Annotated in this window: 3 protein-coding genes (1 of these 3 cut by a window edge); all 3 read right to left on the minus strand. The window is 47.7% G+C overall.

Annotated features, from left to right (window positions below):
- Tightly spaced (each overlapping or abutting the next), the 3 genes in view from HP567_RS22440 to HP567_RS22450 form a layout consistent with a single transcriptional unit that may run on beyond the window.
- Positions 1-6,448, minus strand: the start of a protein-coding gene (locus HP567_RS22440; protein WP_173608317.1) for a non-ribosomal peptide synthetase. The gene continues 15,053 nt to the left of window position 1, outside the view; only the first 6,448 of its 21,501 coding nucleotides appear in the window; its start codon is at positions 6,446-6,448; its stop codon lies off the left edge, out of view.
- A complete protein-coding gene (locus tag HP567_RS22445) occupies positions 6,445-18,402 on the minus strand; it encodes an SDR family NAD(P)-dependent oxidoreductase (protein WP_173608318.1) in 11,958 nt (3,985 codons plus the stop codon). The genes HP567_RS22440 and HP567_RS22445 overlap by 4 nt, the downstream gene beginning before the upstream one ends.
- Positions 18,399-26,612, minus strand: a complete 8,214-nt coding sequence (locus tag HP567_RS22450) for an SDR family NAD(P)-dependent oxidoreductase (RefSeq protein WP_173608319.1) — start codon at positions 26,610-26,612, stop codon at positions 18,399-18,401. The genes HP567_RS22445 and HP567_RS22450 overlap by 4 nt, the downstream gene beginning before the upstream one ends.
- Between the last annotated feature and the right edge of the window lie 14 nt (positions 26,613-26,626).

The raw sequence follows: 26,626 nt of genomic DNA on the forward strand, positions 1-26,626 counted from the left end.
CTTGATACAGCGCCTGTATGCCGCTTGCAGTCGGCATCGCGATCATGCCCCTACCCTCCATGATCTTCTCTGTCGCTTCATCAACACGCATACCGCCCTCTTTCCACAGCGGCCAGTTGATGCAGAGTGTTTGACCTTGTCGTTCGCCTGCTTTCACCAAACCATGACGATACTTGGCGTATTGATCCATAAAGGCATTGGCAGCAGCGTAATCAGCTTGCCCCGCATTACCAAAGCATCCCACGCCAGAGGAGAAGAGAATAAAGAAGTCAAGTGCCATATCCTTGCTTGCCTCATCGAGATGCATCAGTCCAGTAACTTTTGGCGCCAGCACTTGTTCCAGTTCATCCGCTGTTTTTCTCATGATAAAACTGTCGCGAATGACTCCCGCACTATGAATAATGCCTGTGAGACTGCCAAACTCTTGCTTGATGGCTTGGAATAAGTCTTCTACCGCCTGCTTTTGTGTGATATCAGCCCGACGATATTGAATATTGGCTCCCAGTGTCTTCCATTCATTGCATAAGGCTGTCTTTTCTTCATCCAAAGAAGAACGACCCGTGATAATTACTGTCGCTCCCTTCGTTTGCTGGGTGATTTCCTTGGCAAAAATCAAGCCTAATCCGCCCGCACCGCCCGTAATCAGATAAACCCCATCATCTTTCCAGACATGCTCCGCTTGCCCAGAAGCTTTCATTTCTGTCCAGCCGCTCACCCATCGCTTGCCATCCTGATAACGAATGTGCTTACTTTTCTCATCGTTGCTGTTTTGTTGGAGCTTATGGACCAGTTCTGCTGGTTTGTCCTCTGCTTGCACTTCAATGAGCTGTCCAATCAGCTTGGGATTCTCCAAGTGCGCCGTTTTCAGCAAACCAGAGAGGGCGGAGAAGCATTGCTGATCCTCTTTGGCAGGCACAACAAGCTGAATCAGGACTTTTCCCTTTGGTTTACTGGCAAGGATTCGCTGGATTTCCGTGAATACGTGGACGGTGTAGGTTTGGAACCGTTCTGCGATACTTTCCTGCTGTGATTGTGGTTGTAAGACCAGGCAACGCACTCCGTTCATTTCGGATTCGATACGCTGTTGGAATTCCTCTGCCCATTCACAAAGGATCACAAGATGCTCTGCAAAAGCAGGTGAACCAGCTTTTTGACTGATCTCCTGTTCGTTCCAGCACGGTTGGAGAAGAAGCGTTTCTGTCTTTGGAGTTGTTGAAGGGATTGGCGAAATCTGGACACTAGCCACTCCCGACTCTTTGAACACATTCTCAGGAACCCCATAGGACTCCTCAGCGAATGGATAGGTTGGAAGGCTGATACGACGCGGCTTTGCATCGTTGTACAGGACTTCCCACTCGATATCCAGACCCTTGCTCCACAGCTCGGCTGCTTTTTCTCCTTTGCCTTCTGCAAACAGCTTGGTAATCAGCTCACGATTCGTCCCATTCTTTTTCAATCGGGAGACTTCATGGCTTGCTTGTTTTACGTTTCCTCTAAAGCTACCCGCTATTTGTTCCTCTCCATGCAAAAAGTCACTCAGCTTTTGAATGAGTTCCGCTGTATTTTTGACAATAAAAATAGCCCTGCTCTCCATTGCTTCTCTTCCTACTTGGAGAGTATAGGCCAAATCTGCTAGATGGACTCGCTCCTGATTCCCTCTAAGAAAATCAACGAGCTGCTGGGCATACGCTTGAACACGATCATCGTTTTTGGCTGATAATGGCACGAAATAAACGCGATGGTTGTTATCATCACTCACGCTGACGCGCTTAGCTTCTGTCTCAACCTTCCATTGTTCAAAAATCGCATGAGCATTCGTCCCGCCAAGACCAAATGAACTTAACGCCGCTCTGTGGGGAACAGGCGCATCCTCCCACTTTTTGAGCGTGTCAACGACATAAAACGGCGATTGATCCAAATTGATATTCGGATTCGGCTTTTCATAGTTTAACGACGGAGGAATTTCATTATGGTATAAGCTCAGCGCTACTTTAATGCAGCCTGCTAACCCTGCGGCTGTATCGAGATGGCCAATATTGGTTTTCACCGAGCCAAGTCCGCAGTACTGTTTATTGGATGTGTATTGGGTATACACTTCATTGAGCGCCGCGAATTCTATCGGATCGCCTAAATAAGTGCCCGTCCCATGCGCTTCGATATAGCTAATCGTTTCAGGATGAACCTTGGTGTCATCTAATACTTGCTGAATCACCTCAGCCTGACCTTTTATACTTGGCGCATAAAAGCCGACTTTATCTGCCCCGTCATTGTTAATGCGAATTCCTCTCATGAGGGCATATATGTGATCGCCGTCCTTGATCGCATCGGAAGCTTTTTTGAGAACAACCACGCCGACTCCTTCTCCACCGATCATGCCGTCTGCCGACGCGTCGAACGTCTTGCAGTGACCATCACTGGAAAAGTTCAATCCAGCTTGATAGACATACCCTGTATAAGTCGTAGGGAAAATAGTTGCGCCGCCTACCAAAGCCACTTTTGATTCTCCCGATTGCAGGCTGCGATAAGCCAGATGCAAGCCAACCAATGAGGAGGAACAATTGGAATGGACGGCAAAGCTCGGCCCCTTTAGCCCCATTTTATGAGAAATCATCGTGGGAATCGTTCCACCTTGCGCCAAAACCCACGAGACATATTCATTGGGATCTTTCATGACATTCGGTGATTCCTTGGTGAAATGCGGCAAGAGCGCTTGATAATAACTATTGCTCGCCGACATAAATACACCCGTCTGCGGTACCTGCTTCGTTGTATACCCTGCATCCTCCAACGCTTTCCATGAATGGGTCAATAACAGTCGAAATTGCGGGTCCATAAATTCTGCGTCTCTGGCTGATAGGTGAAAAAATCCTGGATCGAAATGATCCTTTCCTTCTATGGTGGACTGTACCGGGATAAAGTTCGGGTTCTGTAAGTATTCATCAGGCAGATGTAATTGATCGATCTCCTCATCAGAAAAGAAACGTACACTTTCTACGCCGTTTCGTAAATTCTCCCAAAACTCCCTATGATTTTTCGCTCCCGGGAAGTGGCAGGAGATTCCAATAATCGCGATGCTATCCTCATAGTATTCAGGATAAGTCTCCTCCACCTGTGCTACGCTATGCGCCGTTTCCTGGTTCGGATTGACAAAATCCGTTTGCTCATCTAATTCCTTCTCTTTCTTTGCTGCGATATATTCGCTAATCTCTCGAATATTGACGTACTTAAACAGAGTGGTCACATTTAGATCGCACTGAAACTCTTCTGTCATTTTGGCAACAACCATGGTAGCGAGAATCGAGTCTCCGCCCACATCGAAAAAGCCATCTTCTGTACTGATCCCCTCAACATTCAGGACATCCTGCCAAATTTTCAAAGTCCTTTGTTCAATATCAGATTGCGGGAGACCCTGCTTCTTCGCCTGTGTAACTACCAGCTTTTGACTCAGCAGCTCTGTGCGATCCACTTTTCCATTAGCAGTTAACGGGATTTTATCCATGGAAACAAAAAATGCCGGAAGCATATACTCTGGCAAATTCCTTCTCAAATACTCCCGTAATTTTGAGGGCTCAAGCTGTTCATGGTTGGCACCTGCTTTCGGAACATAATAAGCAACCAACCGTTTGTGATCGCCCTCTTCTTTCACCAACACGACAACGCTTTGGATCTGTGGATGAGCCATTAATTGGCTCTCGATCTCACCCAATTCAATTCGAAAGCCTCTAATTTTTACTTGATGATCGATTCGGCCTAAATACTCAATCGTTCCATCAGGGAGCCAACGTGTTAAATCACCTGTTTTGTACAACTTGGTTCCCGGTGTAAACGGGTTATCTACAAACTTCTCTGCGGTCAGCTCTGGGCGATTCAAATACCCGCGAGCCAAACCTTTTCCTGCAATACAAAGCTCTCCTGATACACCGACCGGCACGGGATTCATATGGCGATCTACGATGTAGAGTTGCGTATTTGCGACAGGTCTACCAATCGGTGTATTGCTGCTGACCAGTTCATTTTCAGAGCAGGAGAACCATGCCGCATAAATAGAGGCTTCCGTTGGTCCGTAAATATTTTCGATCTTCGCCTTTTGAAAAGTGGCAACCGTCCTTTTCACCAGCTCTTTTGGAAAGGCTTCGCCTGCAACCATCACATATTTTAGCGGACAATGCTGCAGGAATGGCTGATTCGCTGCAACACCGTTGACGAAGACATTCAGCATCGCTGGAACAAAATTGACATGAGTCACCCGATGCTTCACGATCGATTCCGCTAACATCTCTGGAGACTTCTCCCCATGTGGCGGGAGAATGACCAGATGCCCTCTACCGATGAACCAACCAAACAGCTCGGACAACGAAACATCAAACACATAGTTGGTTTTCAGCAGATAAACATCGTTCTCCATAACCGGATAACGGGATTCAAGGAAAAAGAGGGTGTTGATGATACTTTCATGACTCACCATGACCCCTTTGGGTTTCCCTGTGCTTCCAGATGTATAAATCACATAAGCAAGATTGGTTGGGTTTACTACCCGGTTAAGCGTTTTTTGTCGCTGGGCTGTCTGCTCAACTTCTTCCCAATCTCTGTCTAACACGATGCATTTCGTATTTTCTCCTGCGGCTGAAGATAACTGTTCCAGAAGGCGAGCCTGGGTAAGCAACAAAATGCTCTTGCTATCTTCCAGCATGTATGCCAACCGCTCTGTGGAATAAGTTGGGTCCAATGGAACATAAGCTGCGCCAGCTTTCAGAATGCCTAAAATGCCGATGACCATTTCCAAAGAACGTTCGACACAAATTCCCACTGTTGCTTCAGGACCTGCGCCCTCGGCCTGCAAATAGATCGCCAGCTTGGTTACCCGCTCATCCAGTTCACGGTAGGTCAATGACTGGTTCTCATAAACAACAGCCACGGCATTTGGCGTTTGCTGAACTCGCTTCTCGAACAAATCATGGATGCATAAAGCCTGTGGGAATGCCGCGTCAGTCTCATTCCACTCAACGAGCAGCATGTTTCGTTCTTCAGTAGAGATAAGTGATATCTCATCCAAAGCGATGTCAGGATTTTTGATGACTTCGTTTGCGATATTCTGATAATGGTCTGCCATCCGTTGAATCATTGCTTGATCAAATACATGCGGATTGTATTTCAGATTCAACACAAACTCAGCTTCCTGCTCAAACACCTCTAACTCAAATTCATACTCCCCCTCTTGATGAACACCCTCAATCAATTCGATGGCAAGCTTGTTTTGACATTTATCATAAAATCGCTGCAGGTTTTGCGATTGCAGAAAATTTTGGTACGTAAAGATGATATCGAAAACGGGTGAACTTCCATGAAGTCGAGGAATATTTGCCTCGCGAACCATCGCTGGAAAAGGATAGACAGCGTGATCCATCCCGTCAATCAGCGTAAGCTGCAATTCCCGAATGAACTGGGAGAAAGACTTATCCCCCGTTATCTGACTGCGAATGGGGATCATATTGACAAAATAACCGATCAAAGAATCGAATCTCTCTTCTGGACGTCCCATCGTCGGCATGCCGACAATCACATCTGTTTGACCTGTATAGCGATACAATAAGGCTTTAAAAATCCCTAACAAGAGAACAGATGGGTTCATACGGTAATGCTTGGAGAGCTGCTTCACCTGCTGACTCCATTCTCGTGAAAATACATGCGTAAAAACCTGCCCCTCAAAGCTTGGTGCAGAAGAACGCGGGCGATCGGCAGGGAGCTCCAGCTGCGGAAGTGTCCCTGACAATTGCTCCAGCCAGTAAGCACGATGTTCCCCACCCTCCTCGCTTGCCATCATGTCCTGTTCCCATTTTACGAAGTCAGCGTAGACGGTTGAATTTTGTGTTACTTTCGACTGTTTTCCTTCAACCAGCTCGATATAGGCTTGGACCAAATCTTGTAGGAATAGCAAGGAGGAATGTCCGTCAAAGATTATATGATGGACTGTAATCAGGACATAATGCTCTTCTTCCGAACGCGACAATAGATGAATGCGGAGTAAAGAACCCTTTTCCAAAGAAAAGGGTTCTTTTACTTTTTGCCTGAGATAAGGCAATACTTCCTGAGACGTTAAGCTGGAGATGTCCTCCTGCTCAATGGCTAGCGATTGCTCCGGTCGTTGAAGCAGATACGGAACACCATCCTTTTCCATAATCGAACTCTGTAAAATCGGATGCTGTTTACTTACAAGGTGGCAAGCCTGTTTCAATAAGGCTACGTCCCATTTCTGGCGGATGCAAAAGCATAACGGAACATTATAAGCACTCATTGTAGGAGACATTTTTTGCAACATCCACAATCCTTGCTGCCCGACGGACAGAGGACTTGTAAACGATGGGGTTTCCAGCTCCAGAAGCTTCTCTTGCACTTCCGCAGCAGACAGCTTACCTTCTTTGTAAGCCATGAGGATTTCCCGTCGCATCATATCATCCCTCCTTTGTCGATTAACTGTTCGATCTCTTCCAAGCTTAGCAGGCCATCTTTGAATTTTTGCAGCAGCATATCGACTGCGAGATTCTCCGTCGGTTCACCGCTATCCTGAGACGATGTTTCGAAATCTGTAGTGGAAGCAATCTCTTTATGACTCCACTCTTTTATTTTTATCGCAAGTAGATGAGCCAAGGACTTCATCGTCGGGTTCTCCAGCACTTCCCGCCCTCTGATCTTGATGTTCCAGCGCTGCTCTAAATGACGAATCAGCTTGGTAACCATGATCGAATCTATGCCATAGTCCAAGAAATATTTGTTTGGCTTGATTTGCCCTTCCGAAAGGTGTAATTCCCGCGAGAGAAATTGTGCCATATCCCGCAGGATGTTTTCCTCCGTTGGGCTGTCCGGGTTGATATCAATCGCTAACGTCGCTTTTTCCATAGGCTGATTGATCGTTTCAGTTCCGAGCTGCTGCTGCTCACCCTCGGAAGAGGATAGCCAATAGCGTTCTCTGGCAAAAGGATAGGTAGGCAGAGATAGCATGCGACGCTCTTGTGGATGCAAGGATTCCCAAGGAATTTTACCTCCCTGCGTCCAATGAAGGGCAAGCTTGTCCAGATTATTTTCTGCTAAAAGAACCTGCAACACCGTATCTCCTACCTTGCCTGAAAGAAGATTTCTCACTCCTGCAAGGTCTTCTTCGAGATCCCCTGTATAGATAGGAATCGATGCAGTTGGCTCGCTGCCTTGTTCGACCGTTTCCAAATACGCCTGTAATCCATGAATCAGTTCATCTTGATCCTGAACCACCATAGCCAGCCTGCATTCCATGGCTTCTCGTTTCACTTGGAGCGTATAGGCAAAGTCCGCCAAGGAAAACGCTTGCTGCTGGGCAAAAGCAAGCATCTGCTTGGCAACAGCACGCAATCGGTCAGCATTTTTTGCCGAGAAAACCACGATCTGAGGTGAGGCGGCAGATGAAATGGATTTCATCTCTGTCTGTGGTGGAATATATTCTTCGAGAATCAAATGAGCATTTGACCCTCCTGCTCCAAACGAACTAATTGTCGCCCTGCGCGGAACCTCTCGTTCTTCCCCATTGATTCTCACTACGGGTCGCTCCCACTTTTGTCGATCTTTTTGCAGATAAAAAGGCGTTTCTGCAAAATGGACATGCGGGTTCAACGGCTCCGCTTTTATAGAGGGAACCAACTCCTGATGCTGTAGCTGCAAAATCACCTTGGTCAGCTGGGAAATCCCAGAAGCTGCCTCGGCGTGACCGATATTTGATTTCACCGAACCAATCGCACAAAACTGGACATCGTCCGTCTGCTTTGAAAAAGCATTCGTTAACGCCTTCAACTCAATCGGATCTCCCAGCAGCGAGCCATTTGCGGCGGCTTCCACATAACTGATCGTTCGTGGGTCGATACCCGCTCTAGCAAAATTTTCTTCGATCAATTGGGCTTGTGCGTTGGGATTAGGCACGGAAAACCCATTGGTACGTCCGCCATGATTAGTAGCGACTGATTTGATGACGGCTAAGATGGAATCTCCATCTTCTATCGCTTTGGCTAACGGCTTTAATAGTACAGCGCCTACGCCTTCTGCTGGCAAATATCCGTCTCCATCGCCAAAGCTTCTGCTGTCCGCGTGGCTTCCGATCATTTGTGCCTGACTTAAGCCCAGGTATTTCTTGGGATGGATCGATACATTCACGCCACCCGCGATTGCGAGCGAGCTTTCTCCCTTCATCAAGCTCTCGCAGGCATGATAAATGGCAATGGCAGATGAAGAACACGCTGTATCAATCGCCATGCTTGGACCTTGCAGATTAAAGAAGTAAGAGACCCGGTTGGCAATCGAATGATAGGAAGACAGAGAAATGATCGAACCCTTTTCCATATCCGTATCAAATGCGTGATAGGGCTGATACATTGCACCTACATAGACGCCGACTCGATTCTCATATTGACGTTGTAATACTTCTCGTGTGTATCCTGCCTCTTCGAGCAGATTCCACACGGTTTCCAGGAAAAGGCGTTCTTGAGGGTCCATCATTTCCGCTTCCCGCGGAGAAATATGGAAGAACAGCGGATCAAATTGATCGACACCGTCAATGAAGCCGCCCCATTTGCTGTATGCTTTTCCTGGGCTGTTTTTATCTCCGTCAAAATACAAGCTGTGGTCCCAGCGTTCCTGCGGAATTTCTGTAATGCAATCCTTGCCTTCCCGCAAATTGTTCCAGAACTCTTGTATATGGGAAGCCTTCGGATAGCGACCCGAAACACCAATAATGGCAATGTCTCGGTCAGATGTTGCTTGTTTATTTGCCTGCTCACGCGTAACAAACCGTGAGAAACGATGGCGATGGTCTGTTATGGAGTCAGCAGCAGGCAGTACATGAGAAACATTTTCTACTGCACCTGTCTCTGCGGTTTTCCCAGCCCCCATGATTCCAATAATTTTGTCCCGGTGATGGGCAAAAAGATAGTCTGTCAAATCCTCTATGTTTTGGTATTCATAGAGTAATGTTTTCGACAGCGATCCGAATGCTTTTTCCAATTGGTTGGTCAATTGCATCGCCATAACCGAATCGATTCCGTATTTCTCCAACGAAGCATCCTCATCGATTTTATATGCGGGGAGCTTGATAACAGCAGAAATTTCCTTTTTCAAATACTCCCTTACTTTTGCCCGAAGCACATCTTGTTGCCCAATGGAAACAGGCTGTTCTTTCTCCGTTTTTGCGGAGGTGCTTGCACTCTTTGCTCGTTGGAACTGTCGGATGAACCGATCAGTGTAGGCATCCATCAAGTGTTGCGAGATAGCAAAAAGCGTCGGGTACTCAACCAATACAGAGGGAGTCAGTTCAAGCTCATAGGCTTGATTCAGCTTGTTTGTAAATTCGGTTAGCTTTATCTGGTCAAAGCCGTATTCATTGAGCTCAGCGTGGATTTCTATATCCTCTTTCTCAACCTTGAGCAAATCAGCGACCATTTTCAGCAACGACGCTTGGACCTCGCTTTGCAAGCTGTCCGAATGAGCTGTTGAGATCACGGAGGTTTCCGTTGCTCCCATCAGCCTTTGCTTCATCCGTACATGGTCACCTTCCATGACCATCAGCTGATCTTGTCCAGAAGCTACCCCCCGATACAAGCAGTCGATACCCGAAGCCGTCTGCATAGCCACCATGCCCAGGTCGTCCCACAATCTCTTTTCTGTCTCTGCGTCTACCTGCATTCCGCCCTCTTTCCACAGAGGCCAATTGATGGAGAGGGTCTGACCCTGCCGTTCTCCTTGCTGGATCTGTTCGTTGCGGTAAGCGGAGAAGTTATCCATAAAGGCGTTGGCCGTCGCGTAATCTGCTTGGCCCATATTGCCCAAGCTTCCAGCTGCTGAAGAAAAGAGCACAAAGAAATCCAGATTCAGTCCCTTCGTCGCTTCGTCTAAATGAAGGAGTCCCGCAACCTTTGGCGCGAGAACGGCTTGTACCTCTTCTTTCGTTTTCTTCAGGATAAAGCTGTCACGAGTCACACCCGCACCGTGAATGATCCCGTGAAGATCGCCAAACTCTGTTTGAATGCTTTGGATCAAATCCTCTACGGCCTGTTTCTGCGATACATCCACTTGGCGATATTCGATTCTTGCCCCGTTGTCCCCAAGCTTGCGCAGCTTTGCTTGCTTTTGTGCAGTCAGCGCAGAGCGTCCCGTCAAAATCAAGGTGATGCCACGAGCTTGCTCCGCCATTTCTTTGGCAAAAATAAGTCCCAAGCCACCTGCTCCGCCCGTGATCAAATATATCCCGTTGTCTTTCCACGGCATGCTTGCTTTATGCTGTGCGGCCGCAGCTTCACTCCATCCCGCAATAAATCTTTTCTCTAACTGATAGCGAATCTGGCAATCTGCAGGGCAAAGGCTGTTTGCTTTCAGCTTCTCCGCCAATCCCGCTGAATCTTCTGTCGAATCGATTTCGATCAATTGTCCGATTACTTTTGGGTTTTCGATCTGTGCCGTTTTCAAAAGACCAGCTAATCCAGCGAACAATCGTTGTTCCGATCGGAGAGGAACCACAATCTGTATCAGCACCTTCCCCTTTGGTTTTGCTTGAAGAAGGGCTTTTATTTCTTCAAACGCTTCAACTGCATACGCTTGGAATCTTTCCGCTATGCCTTGCTGATCGGATTGCAGCACGAGGACTCTTGCACTGTTTATCTGAGATGAAAGGCTTTCTCCAGAAATCTTCCCTGGTTCGCAAAGCATCACCACATGCTGTTCATATTCAGGAGCATTGGCTTCCTTAGGAATGGCTTTTTCGATCCAAGCAGGCTGCAACATCAGCGTACTTGTGATTTTGCCTGCTTCACCTGTACCTTTGCTTTTTGCACCTCCGGCAGCTTTTTCACCTTCGAGCATCCTTGTTGTGAATCCCTTCATACTTACACAAACCTTGCCTTGCTCATCACATAAATCAATGTCGAGCTTCTGTACTTTTTGCGTAACTGCACTGCCGTCACTGTAGCGAACCAACGCCCATACAGCGGTTGTAGAAGCACTGTAAATGTTCAATTGCTCCAAGGCAAAAGGCAGGGATGGCTGAAGGTCGGAAGTGCCCATCATGAAACCAAGCGATGCCTGTAATGCGGCGTCCATTATACTCGGATGGAGGACAAATTTTCCTGCTGTATCCGTAACAGAAGAAGGCAAGGCCAGCTTCGCCAGCACTTGTTCTTTCCCGATAAACAGCTCCTCAATCCCCTGGTGTGATGGACCGTATGCCAGTCCTATCCCTTGAAATGTTTCGTAGCATTGGCTAAAGCTGTAACTACTCTCTGTGCACTGTGCTTGAATGGCAGAAAGGTCGAGCGCTGGCGCCTCCATAGCTGATCGTAGTACTGCTCTTCCCTGGCTATGTACTACTAGATTCTCCTCGGCTTCTCTTGGCTCGCTGTAGATTTCAAAAGCGATTTCACCGTTCTCTTCCGGGTATAGTCCCGTGTGTACTTGGATCGGCGCATCTTCCACGATAACTGGTTTCGCCCACACGATATTTTTCAATTGAATCGCCGACTGGTTATCAGGTCGGACACCTGTTGCCAAATCCACAGCCACTCGTGCCATCTCCAGATAAGCTACCCCTGGCAATACTTTTTGCCCCTTCACGACATGATCTCTAAGGAAAAACTCCTGACCTGTAAACGTCGAGCTGTGCCGTTGTTCCGAAAGTGTAGACGTATTTTCATGCAGCATGGGATGAAGGGTACCCAGCGCTCCTGCCCCGATATAACCAATGGCTTGTGACTCCACCTTTGGCAGCCAATAGCGCTCTCTTGCAAAAGGATAAGCAGGTAAGCTGATTCGACGAGGCTTCGTATCCCCGTAGAGCTTGTTCCAGTCAAAAATCAGTCCCTGTACCCACATCTGCAAAATCTTTGCATATTTCCCTTTAGTGATCCATGTATCGATTGCCTGTTGTAAATCCTCATCTGCGGCAAAAACATCCATCGTTTCTTTATTCCGCTTTACCTGACCCGTGAACAGGTCTTGTCTGTCATCCTCGTCTTCCAAATAAAACATTAGCTTCGCTTCAAGCTCGGAGATCGACTTGACGATCACAGCGAACCGCTCTTCCATCGCTTCACGTCCTACTTGGAGCGTGTAGGCAATCTCTGCTAGATCGTCGTCCGTCAGCACTTGCTCCCGAATAGCAGACAACAATCGTTGCACCTGCTCCCGAAGACGGTCTTTATTCTTCGCTGACAATACGATGACTGCTGGATTTTTTGCCGAGATGCTGATTGGTGGGCGTTGTTCCTCTTCCCTGTATTCTTCGATTACGAGATGAGCATTTGCTCCTCCAGCGCCAAAGGAGGATATCCCCGCAATCCTTGGATATTCTCTCGTTACCCCGTTGATTTCAATCACGGGACGCTTCCATTCCGTCAGCTCTTGCTGCACCACAAATGGAGTCTTGCTGAAATCAATGTTTGGGTTAAGTGTGCTGGAATGGAGGGATGGGACTAGCTTCTTGTATTTCATTTGCAGCAATATCTTGGTCAACCCTGCTATCCCTGCCGCACTCTCACCATGCCCGATATTTGACTTGGCCGAACCAATCGCGCAGAACTGATTCTCCTTTGTGTATTCCTGAAAAGTCTTCGTCAATCCGGCAATTTCAATGGGGTCTCCCAATGAAGTCCCAGTACCGTGTGCCTCTATATAGCTGACTGTTCTCGGATGAATGCCTGCTTCTTCAAAAGCTCGGCGAATCACCCTTGATTGAGAATGAGGATTGGGAACCGTATAGCCGTTTGTTTTTCCACCATGATTAATGGCGCTTCCTTTTATCACGCCATAGATGTGGTCTCCATCGGCGATTGCTTTTGCCAGTGGTTTGAGCAATACGGCTCCGACTCCTTCGCCAGGTACATATCCGTCGCCACCTTCTCCAAAGCTTTCGCATCGTCCTTTGCTGGAGGCGAACTTGCCCTGCGACAAATACAAATATTTGTTTGGATGAATAGAAACATTCACACCACCTGCGATCGCAACCTCACATTCGCCGCGCTGTAAACTGTGACAAGCTAAATGAATCCCCGTCAACGAAGACGAGCACATCGTATCGACCGCCATGCTCGGACCGTGGAAATTGCAAAAATAGGAGACGCGGTTCGCGATGGAAGCCGGACTTCCCGCAATCGTAAGCGCTCTGCCCAACGCCTGTTCAGCGGACGCATAGAGCTGGTATTCCTCGTACATAACGCCTACGTAAACACCTACATTCCCCCCTAAGCCTTCGAGCTTGCCCAGCGTTTCGCGCGTATACCCTGCATCCTCTATCGTTTCATAGACACACTGTAAAAATAACCGCTCCTGTGGGTCCATCAGCTCTGCTTCCCGTGGGGAAATATGGAAGAACAGCGGATCAAACTGATCGACACCATCTATGAAGCCGCCCCATTTGGAATACGCTTTACCGATCTTGTCCTTCGTCTCATCAAAGTAGAGACTGTGATCCCAACGGTCTTTTGGGATTTCGGTAATACAATCCTTGCCGTCGCGCAGATTTTTCCAAAAATCATGTATATTCGACGCTTGCGGATAGCGTCCAGAAACACCAATAATGGCAATGTCCAACGCTCCATTTTGTCGTTGGGTTTCCATACGAAGGGACGCAAACCGTTGAGACTTGCGCTTTTTGTTCCTACGCCCTGGCTGCTGTACTGTCCTCTCATCCGCAATCGTTGCTTCTGGCTCTTGCGCGAGCGTGAGAGGGGCTTCCGCATTTTCCCCCATCCCCAGTGTGCGCATCAGGCTTTCACGATAGTTTTCAAGGAAGTACCCTGTTAACTCTTTTATCGTTTGGTATTCAAAAAATAGCGTTTTGGGTAACGAACCAAATTGCTTTTCCAACTCCTTGGTCATCTGCATAGCCACAATGGAGTCGACACCGTATTTTTCCAACGAGGCGTCTGCTTCCATTTTAGCAACTGGCAATTTGATGACGGAGGAAAGCAGCTTTTTAAAATAATGGGTTGCCTGTTCCATCAGTGAGGTGGAATCTACGGCCTTCTCCTCTGCAAAAGAAACGGAAGCTTTTGGCGCTTCTCCTTCTGATTTAACAGATTCATTTGCGATCTTGCGCGTAGAAAAGCCCTTCATCCGCACCCGGACATTCCCGTTCTCGTCGCACAAGTCGATATCAAACTTCTCCACTTTATCTCCAGCTTTACTGCCCTCCCTGTAGCGAATGAGTGCCCACATGGAAGCGGAGCAAGCACCGACGATCTCCAATTCCTCAAGAGCAAAGGGAAGTATGAGCGAAAAATCACTGGTTGCCATCATCAAGCCAAGCGACGCCTGTAGAGCTGCGTCGATCAAACTCGGATGCAGACCAAATTGTCCTTGAGTTTTCGCAACGGAAGAAGGCAGAGACAGCTTCGCCAACACCTGCCCCTGACCGATCAAAATTTGCTCGATCCCACGATGTGCAAGCCCATAGTCGACTCCCATCTTTTTGAAAACCTCATAGCATTGTTCCGCGCTGAGTATGTTTAGGTTGCACTGTTCCCGCAGTGCGTTGAGATCGAATGGAGGAATATCTGGAACGGGGCACAACACGGCACTCCCTTGACTGTGTACAGTCTCTACCGTTTGATTTTGATCTTCCTTGCTCTCACTGTAAATTTCAAAAACAATTTCACCATTCGCCTCAGGATAGAGTTCGATATGAGCCTGAACAGGCTCTGAACCAACAGCCAAAGGTTGCGTCCAGACCACATTTTTAAAACGAAGTCCTTCCTGTTTTTGCTCCGAATCAAGACCTCCCGCCGCCACCTGTATGGCTGCTCGTGCCATCTCCAGATAAGCCGCACTTGGCAAGATACGTTGACCCTTGATGACATGGTCACTCAGGAAAAACTCCTGTCCCGTAAACGTGGAACTAAACCGCTGCTCCATGAAATCCGATGTATTCTGGTGCAAGAAAGGATGAATCGCCCCCACCCCTGCGCTGCTGTTACCAGGAGACTTGGCTTCGATCCAATAAGGTTCCTTGGCAAAAGGATACGTCGGCAAACTGATACGTCTCGGTTGCTCTTCCTGATAAAGCTTGTTCCAATCGATCGATAAGCCCTTCACCCACAGGTCGAGAAGCTTGCTGTATTTACCGCGTTCCATCCATCTCGCAATCGTTTCTTCCAATTCATCATCGGACGTCAAAATATCCAGCATTTCCTGATTTCGGTTTATCTGACCACGGTACAAATCACCAATATGCTCTTGCCCATCTACATAGGCTGTTAGTTTTTGTTGTAACTCCTTCACAGAACCTGCGATGACAGCAATACGCTCTTCCATAGCTACACGTCCTACCTGAAGCGTGTACGCCATGTCGGCTAAGTCCGCATCGGTTAATCCGTGTTTCTGGATAAAAGCTAACAACTGCTGTGCTTTTTCATACAGCCTTTCCGCATTCTTTGCTGACAAAACAAAAATAGCCGGGTTCTGGGGTGTGATTTTCAAGCTGGATCGCTGTTGCTCTTCCGGAATATATTCTTCAATAATCACATGGGCATTGCTTCCTCCTGCACCAAACGAGGAAATCCCTGCAATTCGCGGGTATTCATTGGTTGTGCCATTAATCTCAACAATCGGTCGTTTCCATTCCGCCAACTCTTGCTGAACCACAAACGGAGTCTTGCTGAAATCAATATTCGGATTGAGCGTGCTGGAATGCAAGGATGGCACTAATTGCCCGTGCTTTAGCTGCAACAATATTTTCGTTACGCCAGCAATCCCTGCCGCACTCTCACAATGTCCGATATTCGATTTCGCCGATCCCAATGCGCAGAACTGCTTGTCCTGGGTGTCTTTTTCAAAGGCGCGAGTAAGTCCAGCAACCTCGATCGGGTCACCCAGCTCCGTTCCTGTTCCGTGTGCTTCCAGATAACTGACCGTTCTTGCATGTACCTTGGCACGTTGCAAGGCATCTGCCACTAACTGCGCCTGCGCCTGCGGATTCGGGACGGTATAGCCATTCGTTTTCCCACCGGCATTCATCATGCTTCCTTTGATGACTCCGTAAATATGGTCGCCATCGGCAATCGCCTTATCCAAAGGCTTCAAGACGATTGCGCCCACACCCTCTCCATCCACAAAGCCGTCCGCCTGATCGCCGAAGGACTTGCATTGATTCGAAGGAGAGAGCATCGTCAAGGCTGACAATTTCATATAGTGGACAGGATCGACAATGAGATTGACTCCCCCTGCGATTGCACACTCGCTTGTTCCGCTATACAAGCTTTCCAAGGCGAAATGAATCGCTGTAAGAGAAGCGGAGCAAGCGGTATCGACCGCCACACTTGGACCTTGGAAGTTTAATAGATAAGAGAGACGATTCGCGATCGACCAATAAGTGGCTCCCGTCGGATAATTGCCATTCATCACGCCGACAAAAACGCCTACTTTTCTGCTTTCACACAGAGTTGCAGGCGTATATCCAGCGTCTTCAATACTCGCATAGGCTTCTTGTAAAAATAACCGTTCTTGCGGGTCCATCTCCTCGGCTTCTTTGGGAGAGATTTGAAAAAATAAGGGATCGAATTTATCCATATCCTCGATAAATCCGCCCCATTTTGTATACATCGAATCCTGTTTGCCTTTTTCTTCGTCAAAATAGCTCTTCCAATCCCAGCGATCCTTAGGAATTTCAGAAATGCAGTTTTTCCCCTCTTTTAAACGATTCCAGAATTCATCCACATTTTTCGCCTGGGGATAACGCCCGGAAAGTCCGATGATCGCCACATCCCGCACTACAGATGAATGCGTAATGGATTCCTTGCTCGCTTGTTCGTGAACGGATAAAAAGCGTCTCGTTTTTCTCACAGGAAGATTGGTGTACGCAGTTGAAGCAGAGTCGGTCATACCCTCATTCTCTAGCTCGTTCGGGTACGCTTCGTCAATTGCTTCTTGTGCTTCTACTCCTGTTACCTTGAGCAACGCTTCCTTTTGCGTCTCTATGAGATACTCTACCAAGGCATCAATCGTCTGATACTCGAAAAATATCGTACTGCTCATATTCGCAAAATCTTTACGAAGCGAATTGGTCAATTGCACAACCAGAATCGAATCAATTCCATATTGCTCTAATGGTGCCGATGATTTAATCTGTTGGGTCGGAATTCTGAGCGTTTCGCTAATTAACTTTTTGATATAAGTCGTGCTTTTTTCGCGAAGCCATTCCTCCGTGACTCCACCTGACTTTTTCGCTGGTGTTGTGCGTACTGGCACTTGTTTTTTGAGTGGCTTCGCCTTCAAATTTGAGGCTTGCTTTTTTGCAGGCGAATACGCAACTGTTCCCGCCGACTGCCTCGGTTGGCTACTGCGACGAATCACCCCATCGCTTTCTGCCACAATAATCTGCTGGCATAAATCCAGATGCTCTTCTGCTGGCAAGAAAACAGATCGATACCCTGCCTTTTTCAACACCTTTTGCCATGTTTCCACTGTTAACAGAGGGCAGCCGGGAATACGCCATTCTGGATCATCATAGCGCCACCAGCCATCCAGCAAACCAAACGTCAAGTGAGCAAACAAGGTATTGCTCGTTAACTCATTCAGAATCAGCAAGCCATTTTTCTGTAACGTTGTTTTGGCGTGTAGCAAGGTTTGACCAATATTTTTCGTCGCATGCAATACGTTTGTGGCAATCACCAGATCATAGGAGTCCGCAGCGATCCCCTGTTCCTCAACAGGCTTTTCCACGTTAAAAATCCGATATGTGAGATATGGATTTTCGGCTCCATATTCTTTTTCGGCGTGAAGTAAAAAGGCTTGCGAAATATCGGTATAACAATATTCCTCGATATGTTTCTGAAAGGGTTTTAGCCTTGGCAGTACGATCGCACTGGTTCCACCTGTACCTGCCCCGATTTCCAAAATTCGAATCCGGGCGGAAGCATCTTGCTCCAAACGCTGCTTCACATAGGTAACAATCGTATTGGCGAGAACTTCGTTAAAGTAGTCCGCCACTTCATTGTGTTTATAGATCCCTTCCACCAGTTCCATCGAGGAATTCGGGAACATGATCTCTGTAGCTGGAATCTTTCCTAACAAAATCTCTGGCAGTACGCGCATGGTCGCCTCTACGAGAATCACCTGAGCTTTACTATTCGGATCGTTGAGCCATGCTGTTTTTTCTTGTTCCCATTTTTTCCATGCTGAATCGAGATGAATAGGGGTGGTATCGTTTGCGAGGAGTGACTCTCCATCGTACGCAAGATACTTATGTTGCACGAGAACGGCTATACTTTCTTCCAGCCATTTGCCGTACCTGTCATGCAATTTGGCTTTGCATTCTGCTATTGTCTGGTTTTTTACCGTGAACAGCCCGATTGACTGTAATTGACCATAGAGTAGTTCACTGAGAAGCTTATCCATTGTATTCATTTATAAGCCTCCATTTCAGATTGTCTGCGTTGAGACGAAAACTCCAGTTTGGGCATATCATTCTTTACACGTTCGATGTGGGATACCAGTTTTTCTGGATAGATGTAAATGGATTTATCCGGATTTATCGTAAGCATGGCCTGTGATTTCGTGATTTTCACCAACGCGACTTGATTCATCGGTCCAGCAAGCAGGCTTTCCAAAGCCGTCATTGCTTCACGAGGTTCAATAGAGCCTAGTCCTGCCTGTGCCATCCTCTCCTGATAATCTTTGGTGGCAACAATGCCTACGTTCGCCCAGTATCCCCAATTCATCACCTTCACTGCACTGAGGCTATGCAACGAAAGCTGGTGCGCGAATATATCTTTAAACGTACAACCTGACGCATAATTGCTTTGTCCAGGCGACTTGGTAAATGAATTGATCGATGAGAAGAACATCACAAAATCCAACGGCTCCCGATCAAATACTTGAGCAATCCGCACGCTAACATCTACCTTGGCCGAAAGTCCGGCACGGAAGCGCTCTTCGTCCATATTCGCGAGACTTTTATCTAGCAGGACAATTGCGGAGTGAATGACTCCGTTCACTTGTTTGTATCGCTTTTTGATCTCTTCATAAGCAAAATACAAGGACTTGCGATTCGTGGCGTCCGCCGCAATATAGACAGGAGCAGGTCCGAGCTTGGCAAGTCGATCCACTTTGGCTTGGATCTCTGCATTCTTTTCTCGGCGTCCTATCCAGATGATTTGCGCTTGATACGTGCTGATCATGTATTCGCTCCAGACTTCGCCAATACCGCCAGCACCTCCAATCACAACATAGACACCACCCTGCCTGTAAGAGGCCTGTTCCCATTGCGGTTGACGTAGTGGAATCAATTCCTGACGATACCATTTCCCTCCGCGATAAACCGTTGCATTCCCCTCGGCATCTGGCGGAAGTGTGAAAACCTCCTCCATTGGCCAAGCACGATCCGCTTCCAGATCAACAAGTCGAATACGCCAGTTGGTGTATTCTTTTGCCATCGAACCGACTAATCCGTAAAGACTGGCATGAATAGGGTTGACCACATCGTTTTGATGAATCGGTTGCGTCTGGAAGGTTACGAGACTCCATCCTAGCTCCTTGGTATCGTAGCCCAGCTTGAGCAGCGCTTTCAGCAAGCGAAACACATGAAATACACCGCGCTCCTGCTCGATGATCAGGGCCTCTTCTGCCAGGTACTCCAAATCAATCCATGGAGCAATCCAGATGATATGATCAATCGAACCAACCTGCTCCAGCTTTATCGCTAATTCATCTATACTTTCCGCGGGCGTAATCTCCATAACAGCTGCCTGAGGATAGCGTTGTTGAACAAGGCTTCGGTTCTCGTCATCCGCACAAACAATCAGAATACGATCAGTTGCAAGTGGCGTTTCCGAACCACGGTTCACTACAACCTCTTCCCAAACAGGACTGAGCAGCATAGTTCCAATCAGCGATTCGCTGGAGGTTTCAACCGGCGCCTTTATTGCTGTAAGATCGGTTTGGATCTCTCTTTCCAGTACCCGGGATGTGAATCCCTTCATCCGTACACAAATCGCTCCACTGTCGTCACATAGGTCTATATCATATTTTTCTACCTTATCCCCTGCTTGGCTGCCGTCACTGTAGCGTACGTATGCCCACATCTCGGTTGTGCACGGGCTGATGATTTCAATCTCCTCCAGGGCAAAAGGCATCACTGGCTTGCGTTTTGCCATACTGTCGGACGACATCACGTGGCGGGAAGAGAGCGTCAACTCTACAGACGCCTGCAAAGCTGAATCCATCAAACTTGGATGCAAAACAAACTGCTCCTCTGACCCGGTGACCGATAACGGTAATACCAGCTTTGCCAAGACTTGTCCACGCCCGACATATACCTTGTCTATTCCTTTATGTCCGCGTCCATAATCAATTTGAATCGCTCTGAAGAACTCATAGAATTCCTCGGATGAAATCACCTGCTCGCCGCACTGCTCTTGCAAAATGGGCAAATCAAGCATGGGCAACTCCGAGCGCGGAGCAAGCACAGCATTTCCTTGACTGTGTACCACGATCTCGGCATCACTGCTCTCTGCCTCGCTATAAATTTGGTAGGATACCTCACCGTCTTCTTCGAGTACGAGTCCCGTATGTACCCGAACAGGCTGATCGCCTACAACGATTGGACGAGCCCATACGACATTGTGTAGGTTAATCGCCGTGTCCCCATGGATGTTTTCTCCTATTGCGTGCTCCATCGCGCTTCTTGCCATCTCCAGATAGGCAACTCCCGGCAACACCCGCTGCCCTTTGACTACGTGATCTGCCAAGAAAAACTCTTCTCCCGTGAAGGTGGAGCTAAACCGTTGCTCGGAGAAAGTAGAAGTGTTCTGATGTAGCATGGGATGGATCACGGACGCTGTGATGATAGTTGCCGCTCCCCTTGCATTTGCTTTTGCTTCACTCTCCAGTACCCAATGCCGTTCCTTGGCAAAAGGATACGTAGGAAGTGGAATACGAGAATACTGATCGTTCGCAAACAGCTTGTCATAGTCTAATCTATATCCCTGCACAAACAATTCCGCGATCACAGATAGCTGCTCCAAATATTCGCTCGCCTGACTCGCCACATGCAGATTCTCGATGCTTTGATTTCCATAACGTTTCAAGGCGGTTTGTTCACGATGATCTTTTTCATTTAATTCGGAAACAAAAACCTGAGATGCTCTTCCTGTTTCCAACCACTTTTTCAAAAGCTGGACTAGCTCAGCGGTATTTTGAGCAATGCAAGAAAAGCGGTGATGGAAATGCTTTCTTCCTACTAGCAGCGTATAGCTGATATTTCCACAATCCGTCTCCGGTGCTTTTTCACAAAAGGAAAGCAATTGGACAACCTGCTGGCGTAGCTGCTCAAAAGTGCGCGCCGACAGCACAAGCAAATAGCCCGGCCTTTTCGCGTGAATCCGCTCTACTTGAGGCGCCTCTTCGATTACCATATGCGCATTTGTACCGCTGGCTCCAAAGGAACTGATCGCCGCACAACGTTTGACTTGCGGCTCCACCGACCATTCCTTCAGGCTTGTATTGACATAAAACGGGCTGCCATCAAACGTAATGTTTGCGTTCCCTGTTTCAAAATGCAGGGATGGTGCGATTTGTTTGTGTTTCAATGACAAAAGGATTTTGATGACCCCTGCAACGCCTGCTGCGATCTGTGTATGACCAATATTCGTCTTGATCGATCCAATCGCACAAAATCCTTCTTTATCCGTATAGGCCCGAAAAGCGCGAGTGAGCGCTTGATACTCAATCGGATCTCCCAGCTTGGTTCCTGTTCCATGAGCCTCGACCATCGTAATTTGCTCAGGATTGATGTCAAATGTATCGTAGACTTTGCGTTCCAAGCGCTCCTGAGATTTCGCACTCGGCGCAGTAATCCCATTCGTCGTCCCATCCTGATTGATACCCGAGCCTCGAATGACACCGTAAATATGGTCACCGCAAGCCATCGCTTCCGACAGACGTTTCAGTACAACGACACCAGCGCCTTCCCCCGTTGCAAAACCATCAGCCCGCTCATCAAACGTATGGCAGCGTCCCGTCGGTGACAGCATACCTGCCCGCTTGGCAGACAAATAGAATCCTGGCGTTGATTGAATGAAGACACCACCTGCCAATGCCATGTCGACCTCACCTGTCCGCAAGGCTTGACACGCCATATGAATCGCCACCAACGAGCTGGAGCAAGCGGTATCAATCGTGACGGCAGGTCCCTGCAAGTCCAGATGATAAGCAACCCGAGCTGGCACAATGGACTCCATATTACCCCAGAAGGCTTGGGCAGGAGGATTCTCTCCCACGAGACGGTCGTAATCACCTTTGGCGCATCCTGCGTAGACGCCGCATTGGATTCCTTGCACCCCTTGACCCGCATAGCCAGCATCCTCCAACGCTTTCCAGGATTCCTCCAAAAAGAAGCGTTGCTGCGGGTCCATATAGTCAGCTTCCAGACCGGATATGTTGAAAAACAGCGGATCAAACAAATCAATATTTTCAACAAGTCCGCCGTATTGATAGCCTTCCGCGTCGTCCAGGCCGTACGCCGATAAATCCCAGCGTCTCACTTTCGTAAGTAAATCCGAACCGTTCACCAAGTGCTCCCATAAGTCGTCAGCGTTGCCAGCGGAGGCAAACGTACCGCTCATCCCAATAATGGCAATGGGTTCAGTGAGATACGAAGCTTTTTCTGACATGCTCCCTGTTTCCGCTGAAAGCATTGGAGCTGCTTGAATGAATGGCTCGGTCTGAATAGCAGAGACGGACTCTTCCCTCTGCTCGGATAGACTGATCTTCTGCCCTAACGCTCGAGCAATGACCTCATTGTACTCTGACAAAATATAACCTGTAAGTTGATTTACCGTACTGTAATCAAAAAGAATCGTCGTCTCAATTTCAATCACCAACGCTTGATTGATCTCTTGCACCAATCGAACGCCAAGAATCGAATCCAATCCATAATCTCTGAAAGGCTCGTCCACATCGATCGAATCGACATCGACTTCCAATGCGGTAACCAGCTTTTCAATAATCATATCCTTCACATAATCCGTCACCGTCTGCTCGGTCACCACAGACTCGCTTGGAATGTATTGCGGCGCTGGCTGCGAAGAGACTTTTCCTTCTGGTTTTGCCTGCTGTTCAGTCTCGCGCGCGATAGGCGAAACAGTCGCTCCGACACGAACACCAGGGTGAAGGACGCCATCGCTTTTTCCAATGACGATCTGTTGTCCCAGATCATGCGCTTCCCGAGCTGGAAAAGAGATCGTGTGAAATCCTTCCTTTTCCAGTACCGTTTGCCAACATGCCGGGGTTAAGGCAGGAGAACCAGGAATACGTACATCTGTATCTTCAGACAGCCACCATCCCTCCAAAAGACCAAAGGTCAGATGAAGGAACAAGGAATTACTGCTAATCTCATTTAAAAGAACCAATCCGTTTTCTCGTAAAACCGCTTTGGTATGGCGCAAGGTTCTGCGAATATCTTTGGTGGCATGCAACACATTCGCCGCAATCACCAGATCGTAATAGCCCTCTCGTACTCCTTGCTCCGCAAAAGGCGCTTCCACATTAAAAATTTGATAGGTCAGATACGGAACATGCGGTCCATATTCCTTTTGTGCGAACATCAAAAATGCTTTGGAGATGTCCGTATAGCAATATTCTTCGATAAACTCCTGATAAGGCTTCAGCTTTTCAAAAACAAAGGTGCTCGTTCCACCCGTCCCCGCACCAATCTCTAGGATGTGAATTTTTGCAGAGGGTTCTTTTTTCACCCGTTCTTCCACATAGGTTGCGACTGTTTCCGCGAGCACTTCATTGTAGTGATCTGCCACCGGGTTATTTTTATAAATATGTTGAACCAATTCCATTGACGAACCCGGAAACATGACATCTGTAGCAAGTCGCTTGCCTGTAACAATGTGCGGGAGAGATTTCATCGTAGCTTCCAGCAATCTTATCCGCACTTCCAGATTGGCATCTTCTCGCCATGCCACCTTACGTCGATCCCATTCTTCCCATACTGCGTCTACCTCGATCAAAGTCGGATCGACCACCAGGCATTGCTCTCCATCATAGCCATCGAGATAGCCGTGACGAGTTAACATCGCTATACTTTCTTCCATCCATTTTTCATAACGCGGAGGGAAACCTGTTTTTGCCTTGAGGTCGGCGACATTCACACTCTTGGCAGTAAACCACCCGATCGACTGCATTTGCGCCCATAACAGCTTGGCGAGAAGCTTGTCCATCTCCTTCCACAATTCGGGATGGGTATTGGGCAAGCGATACGGTCGCTCTGTTTTGGGCAGCCAATAGCGTTCCCCTCTAAAAGGATAGGCGGGCAAAGGCACTCGGGTGTATTTGCCGTTGTTATAGAAGGAACTCCAATCCAGTTTGTATCCTTTTACAAATAAATCGGCAAGCGTGGACAGCATTTCTTTCCTTGACTGGTTGGTTAGCGAACGGTTCTCTGCTACTTCAGCCATTAACTTTTCTCCGAACTCTTTCAAGCTCGCATCTAGCCGCACAGAATCCGTTTCATCCTGGACAAAATAATCAGCAGCTGTTCCCGTTTCTTTTACTTCCGTGATTTTTTGCCGTAATTCCTCTGCGTCCTTGGCAATAAACATGCAACGGTGCGAAAAATGACTTCTTCCTGTGAATAAGGTATAGGAAATATCTTGTTCGTGAAAACGTCCCGCTTCTTTTGCTAACCACCGGGACATTTCATCCAGTTTTTGCGTGAGAGCTGACTCGCTCTTCGCTGAAAACGGGAACAAGTAATAAGCTCCTGCTTGCTGATTGCTTGATTGCGGCTGTACCGTCGGCGCTTCTTCCAGAATCAGATGACAATTGGTTCCGTTCGATCCTAGAGCGCTCACACCTGCTCTTCGCGGAGTGGCATCACTGGTATTCCATTCCATGAGCTCGGTATTGATGAAAAAGGGACTTCCGCTCAATTTGATATGTTTATTGACTTCTTTGACGCTGATCGTCGGAGCGATCTTTTTATATTTCATCGCCATGACGACTTTAAACAGACTCGCCAGTCCCGATGTCATCGTGGCATGACCGATGTTGGGCTTATGTGACCCAATCGCGCAAAACTGTGCTTTATCCGTAAAAGAACGAAATGCTTCAATTAACGCCTTCACTTCAATAGGGTCACCCAGCTGCGTTCCAGTCCCATGCGTTTCGATATAACTGATCGTCTCCGGATCAACCCCTGCATTTTCATAGGCATCCACAATCAATTCTTTTTGGGCAAGCATGCTGGGTGCGGTAATCCCGTTTGACTTTCCTGTCTGATTCACCGTTGAGCCTTTGATGATTGCATAAATATGGTCGCCATCTTCCACTGATTTCGCAGCTGGTTTCAGTACGACCGCTCCAACGCCTTCTCCAAACACCATGCCATTTGCAGCATTATCAAAGGTGTTGCATGTTCCATCCGGTGAGACCACCCCCATTTGGGAGGACATCACAAAAAATTCAGGGGAGCTGTGAATCGCCACGCCGCCTGCAAGAGCCATTTCGGTTTCTCCCCTGCGAAGACTGTCGCAAGCCAAATGAATGGCTACCAAAGCAGAGGAACAAGCTGTATCAACAGCAAGACTGGGGCCTTTGAGATTGAAAAAATAGGAGAGTCTTGCCCCTAGCATCGACATTTCATTGCCTAGCATCGTTTGTGAAGAGACACCTTCGGCCAACATGGATTTTTCTTTGTAGTCTGATTGGCGTCCCCCGACAAACACACCTACTTTTCTCCCCGATAACTGTTCAACCGAGTATCCGCTATCTTCAAAAGCTTTATAGGACTCTTGCAGGAACAACCGTTGTTGAGGGTCCATACTTTTTGCTTCATCAGGGGTAATATTGAAAAAGGATGCATCAAATTGATCAATGTCCTTGAGAAGACCGCCGTAATATTGATCTGCTTCCCAGCCACTGCGCGTTATTTCCTCAATACAACTGTCTCCGGACGCAAGATGCTCCCAAAACTCTTCAACCGAATCCGAGCCAGCAAATCTGCCAGCTATACCGATAATCGCGATATCGGAGTGACGAATTTCGTTTGCGAAAACAGTAGGCAGGATTTGGCTCTCGTCTGCTGCCATCTCGGTTGCAAATTGCAGAGAGATATATTCCGCCAGCTCACCCACCTCTGTATAATCAAAAATAGCTTCTACGCCAAGATTGATCCCCAAGTCAGCATTGATTGCTTCTATTAATTCGACCGCTAATACAGAATGGATGCCGAGCTCGATGAAGCTTTTATCGAAATTCAAGGCTTCCACAGGTGTATCCAATAGGTGAGCAATGATTTTACCTATCTTGCTCGCAATCGTTGATGAACCGTTATCGGACTGGGTACGACTTGCTGGCTGATATTTTTCGAAAATATGCGCGGCTAGCAGCTTGGTATTCTCATGATCAAAAACGACCTCAATCCCCAAGTCAATGCCTAGCTTCCTATTCATCATCTCTACCATTTCTACTGACAATACCGAGCTGATACCCAATTCCACAAAACTTTTATCGAAATCCAAGGGATTCGTCGTATCTTTTAACAAGTCGGTCATTACTTCTTTCACTATGGTTTCCACATCATGTAATGAATGAAAAAGTACCTTCATACTCGACTCCCCCC

Source organism: Brevibacillus sp. M2.1A (assembly GCF_013284355.2).
GTDB lineage: Bacteria > Bacillota > Bacilli > Brevibacillales > Brevibacillaceae > Brevibacillus.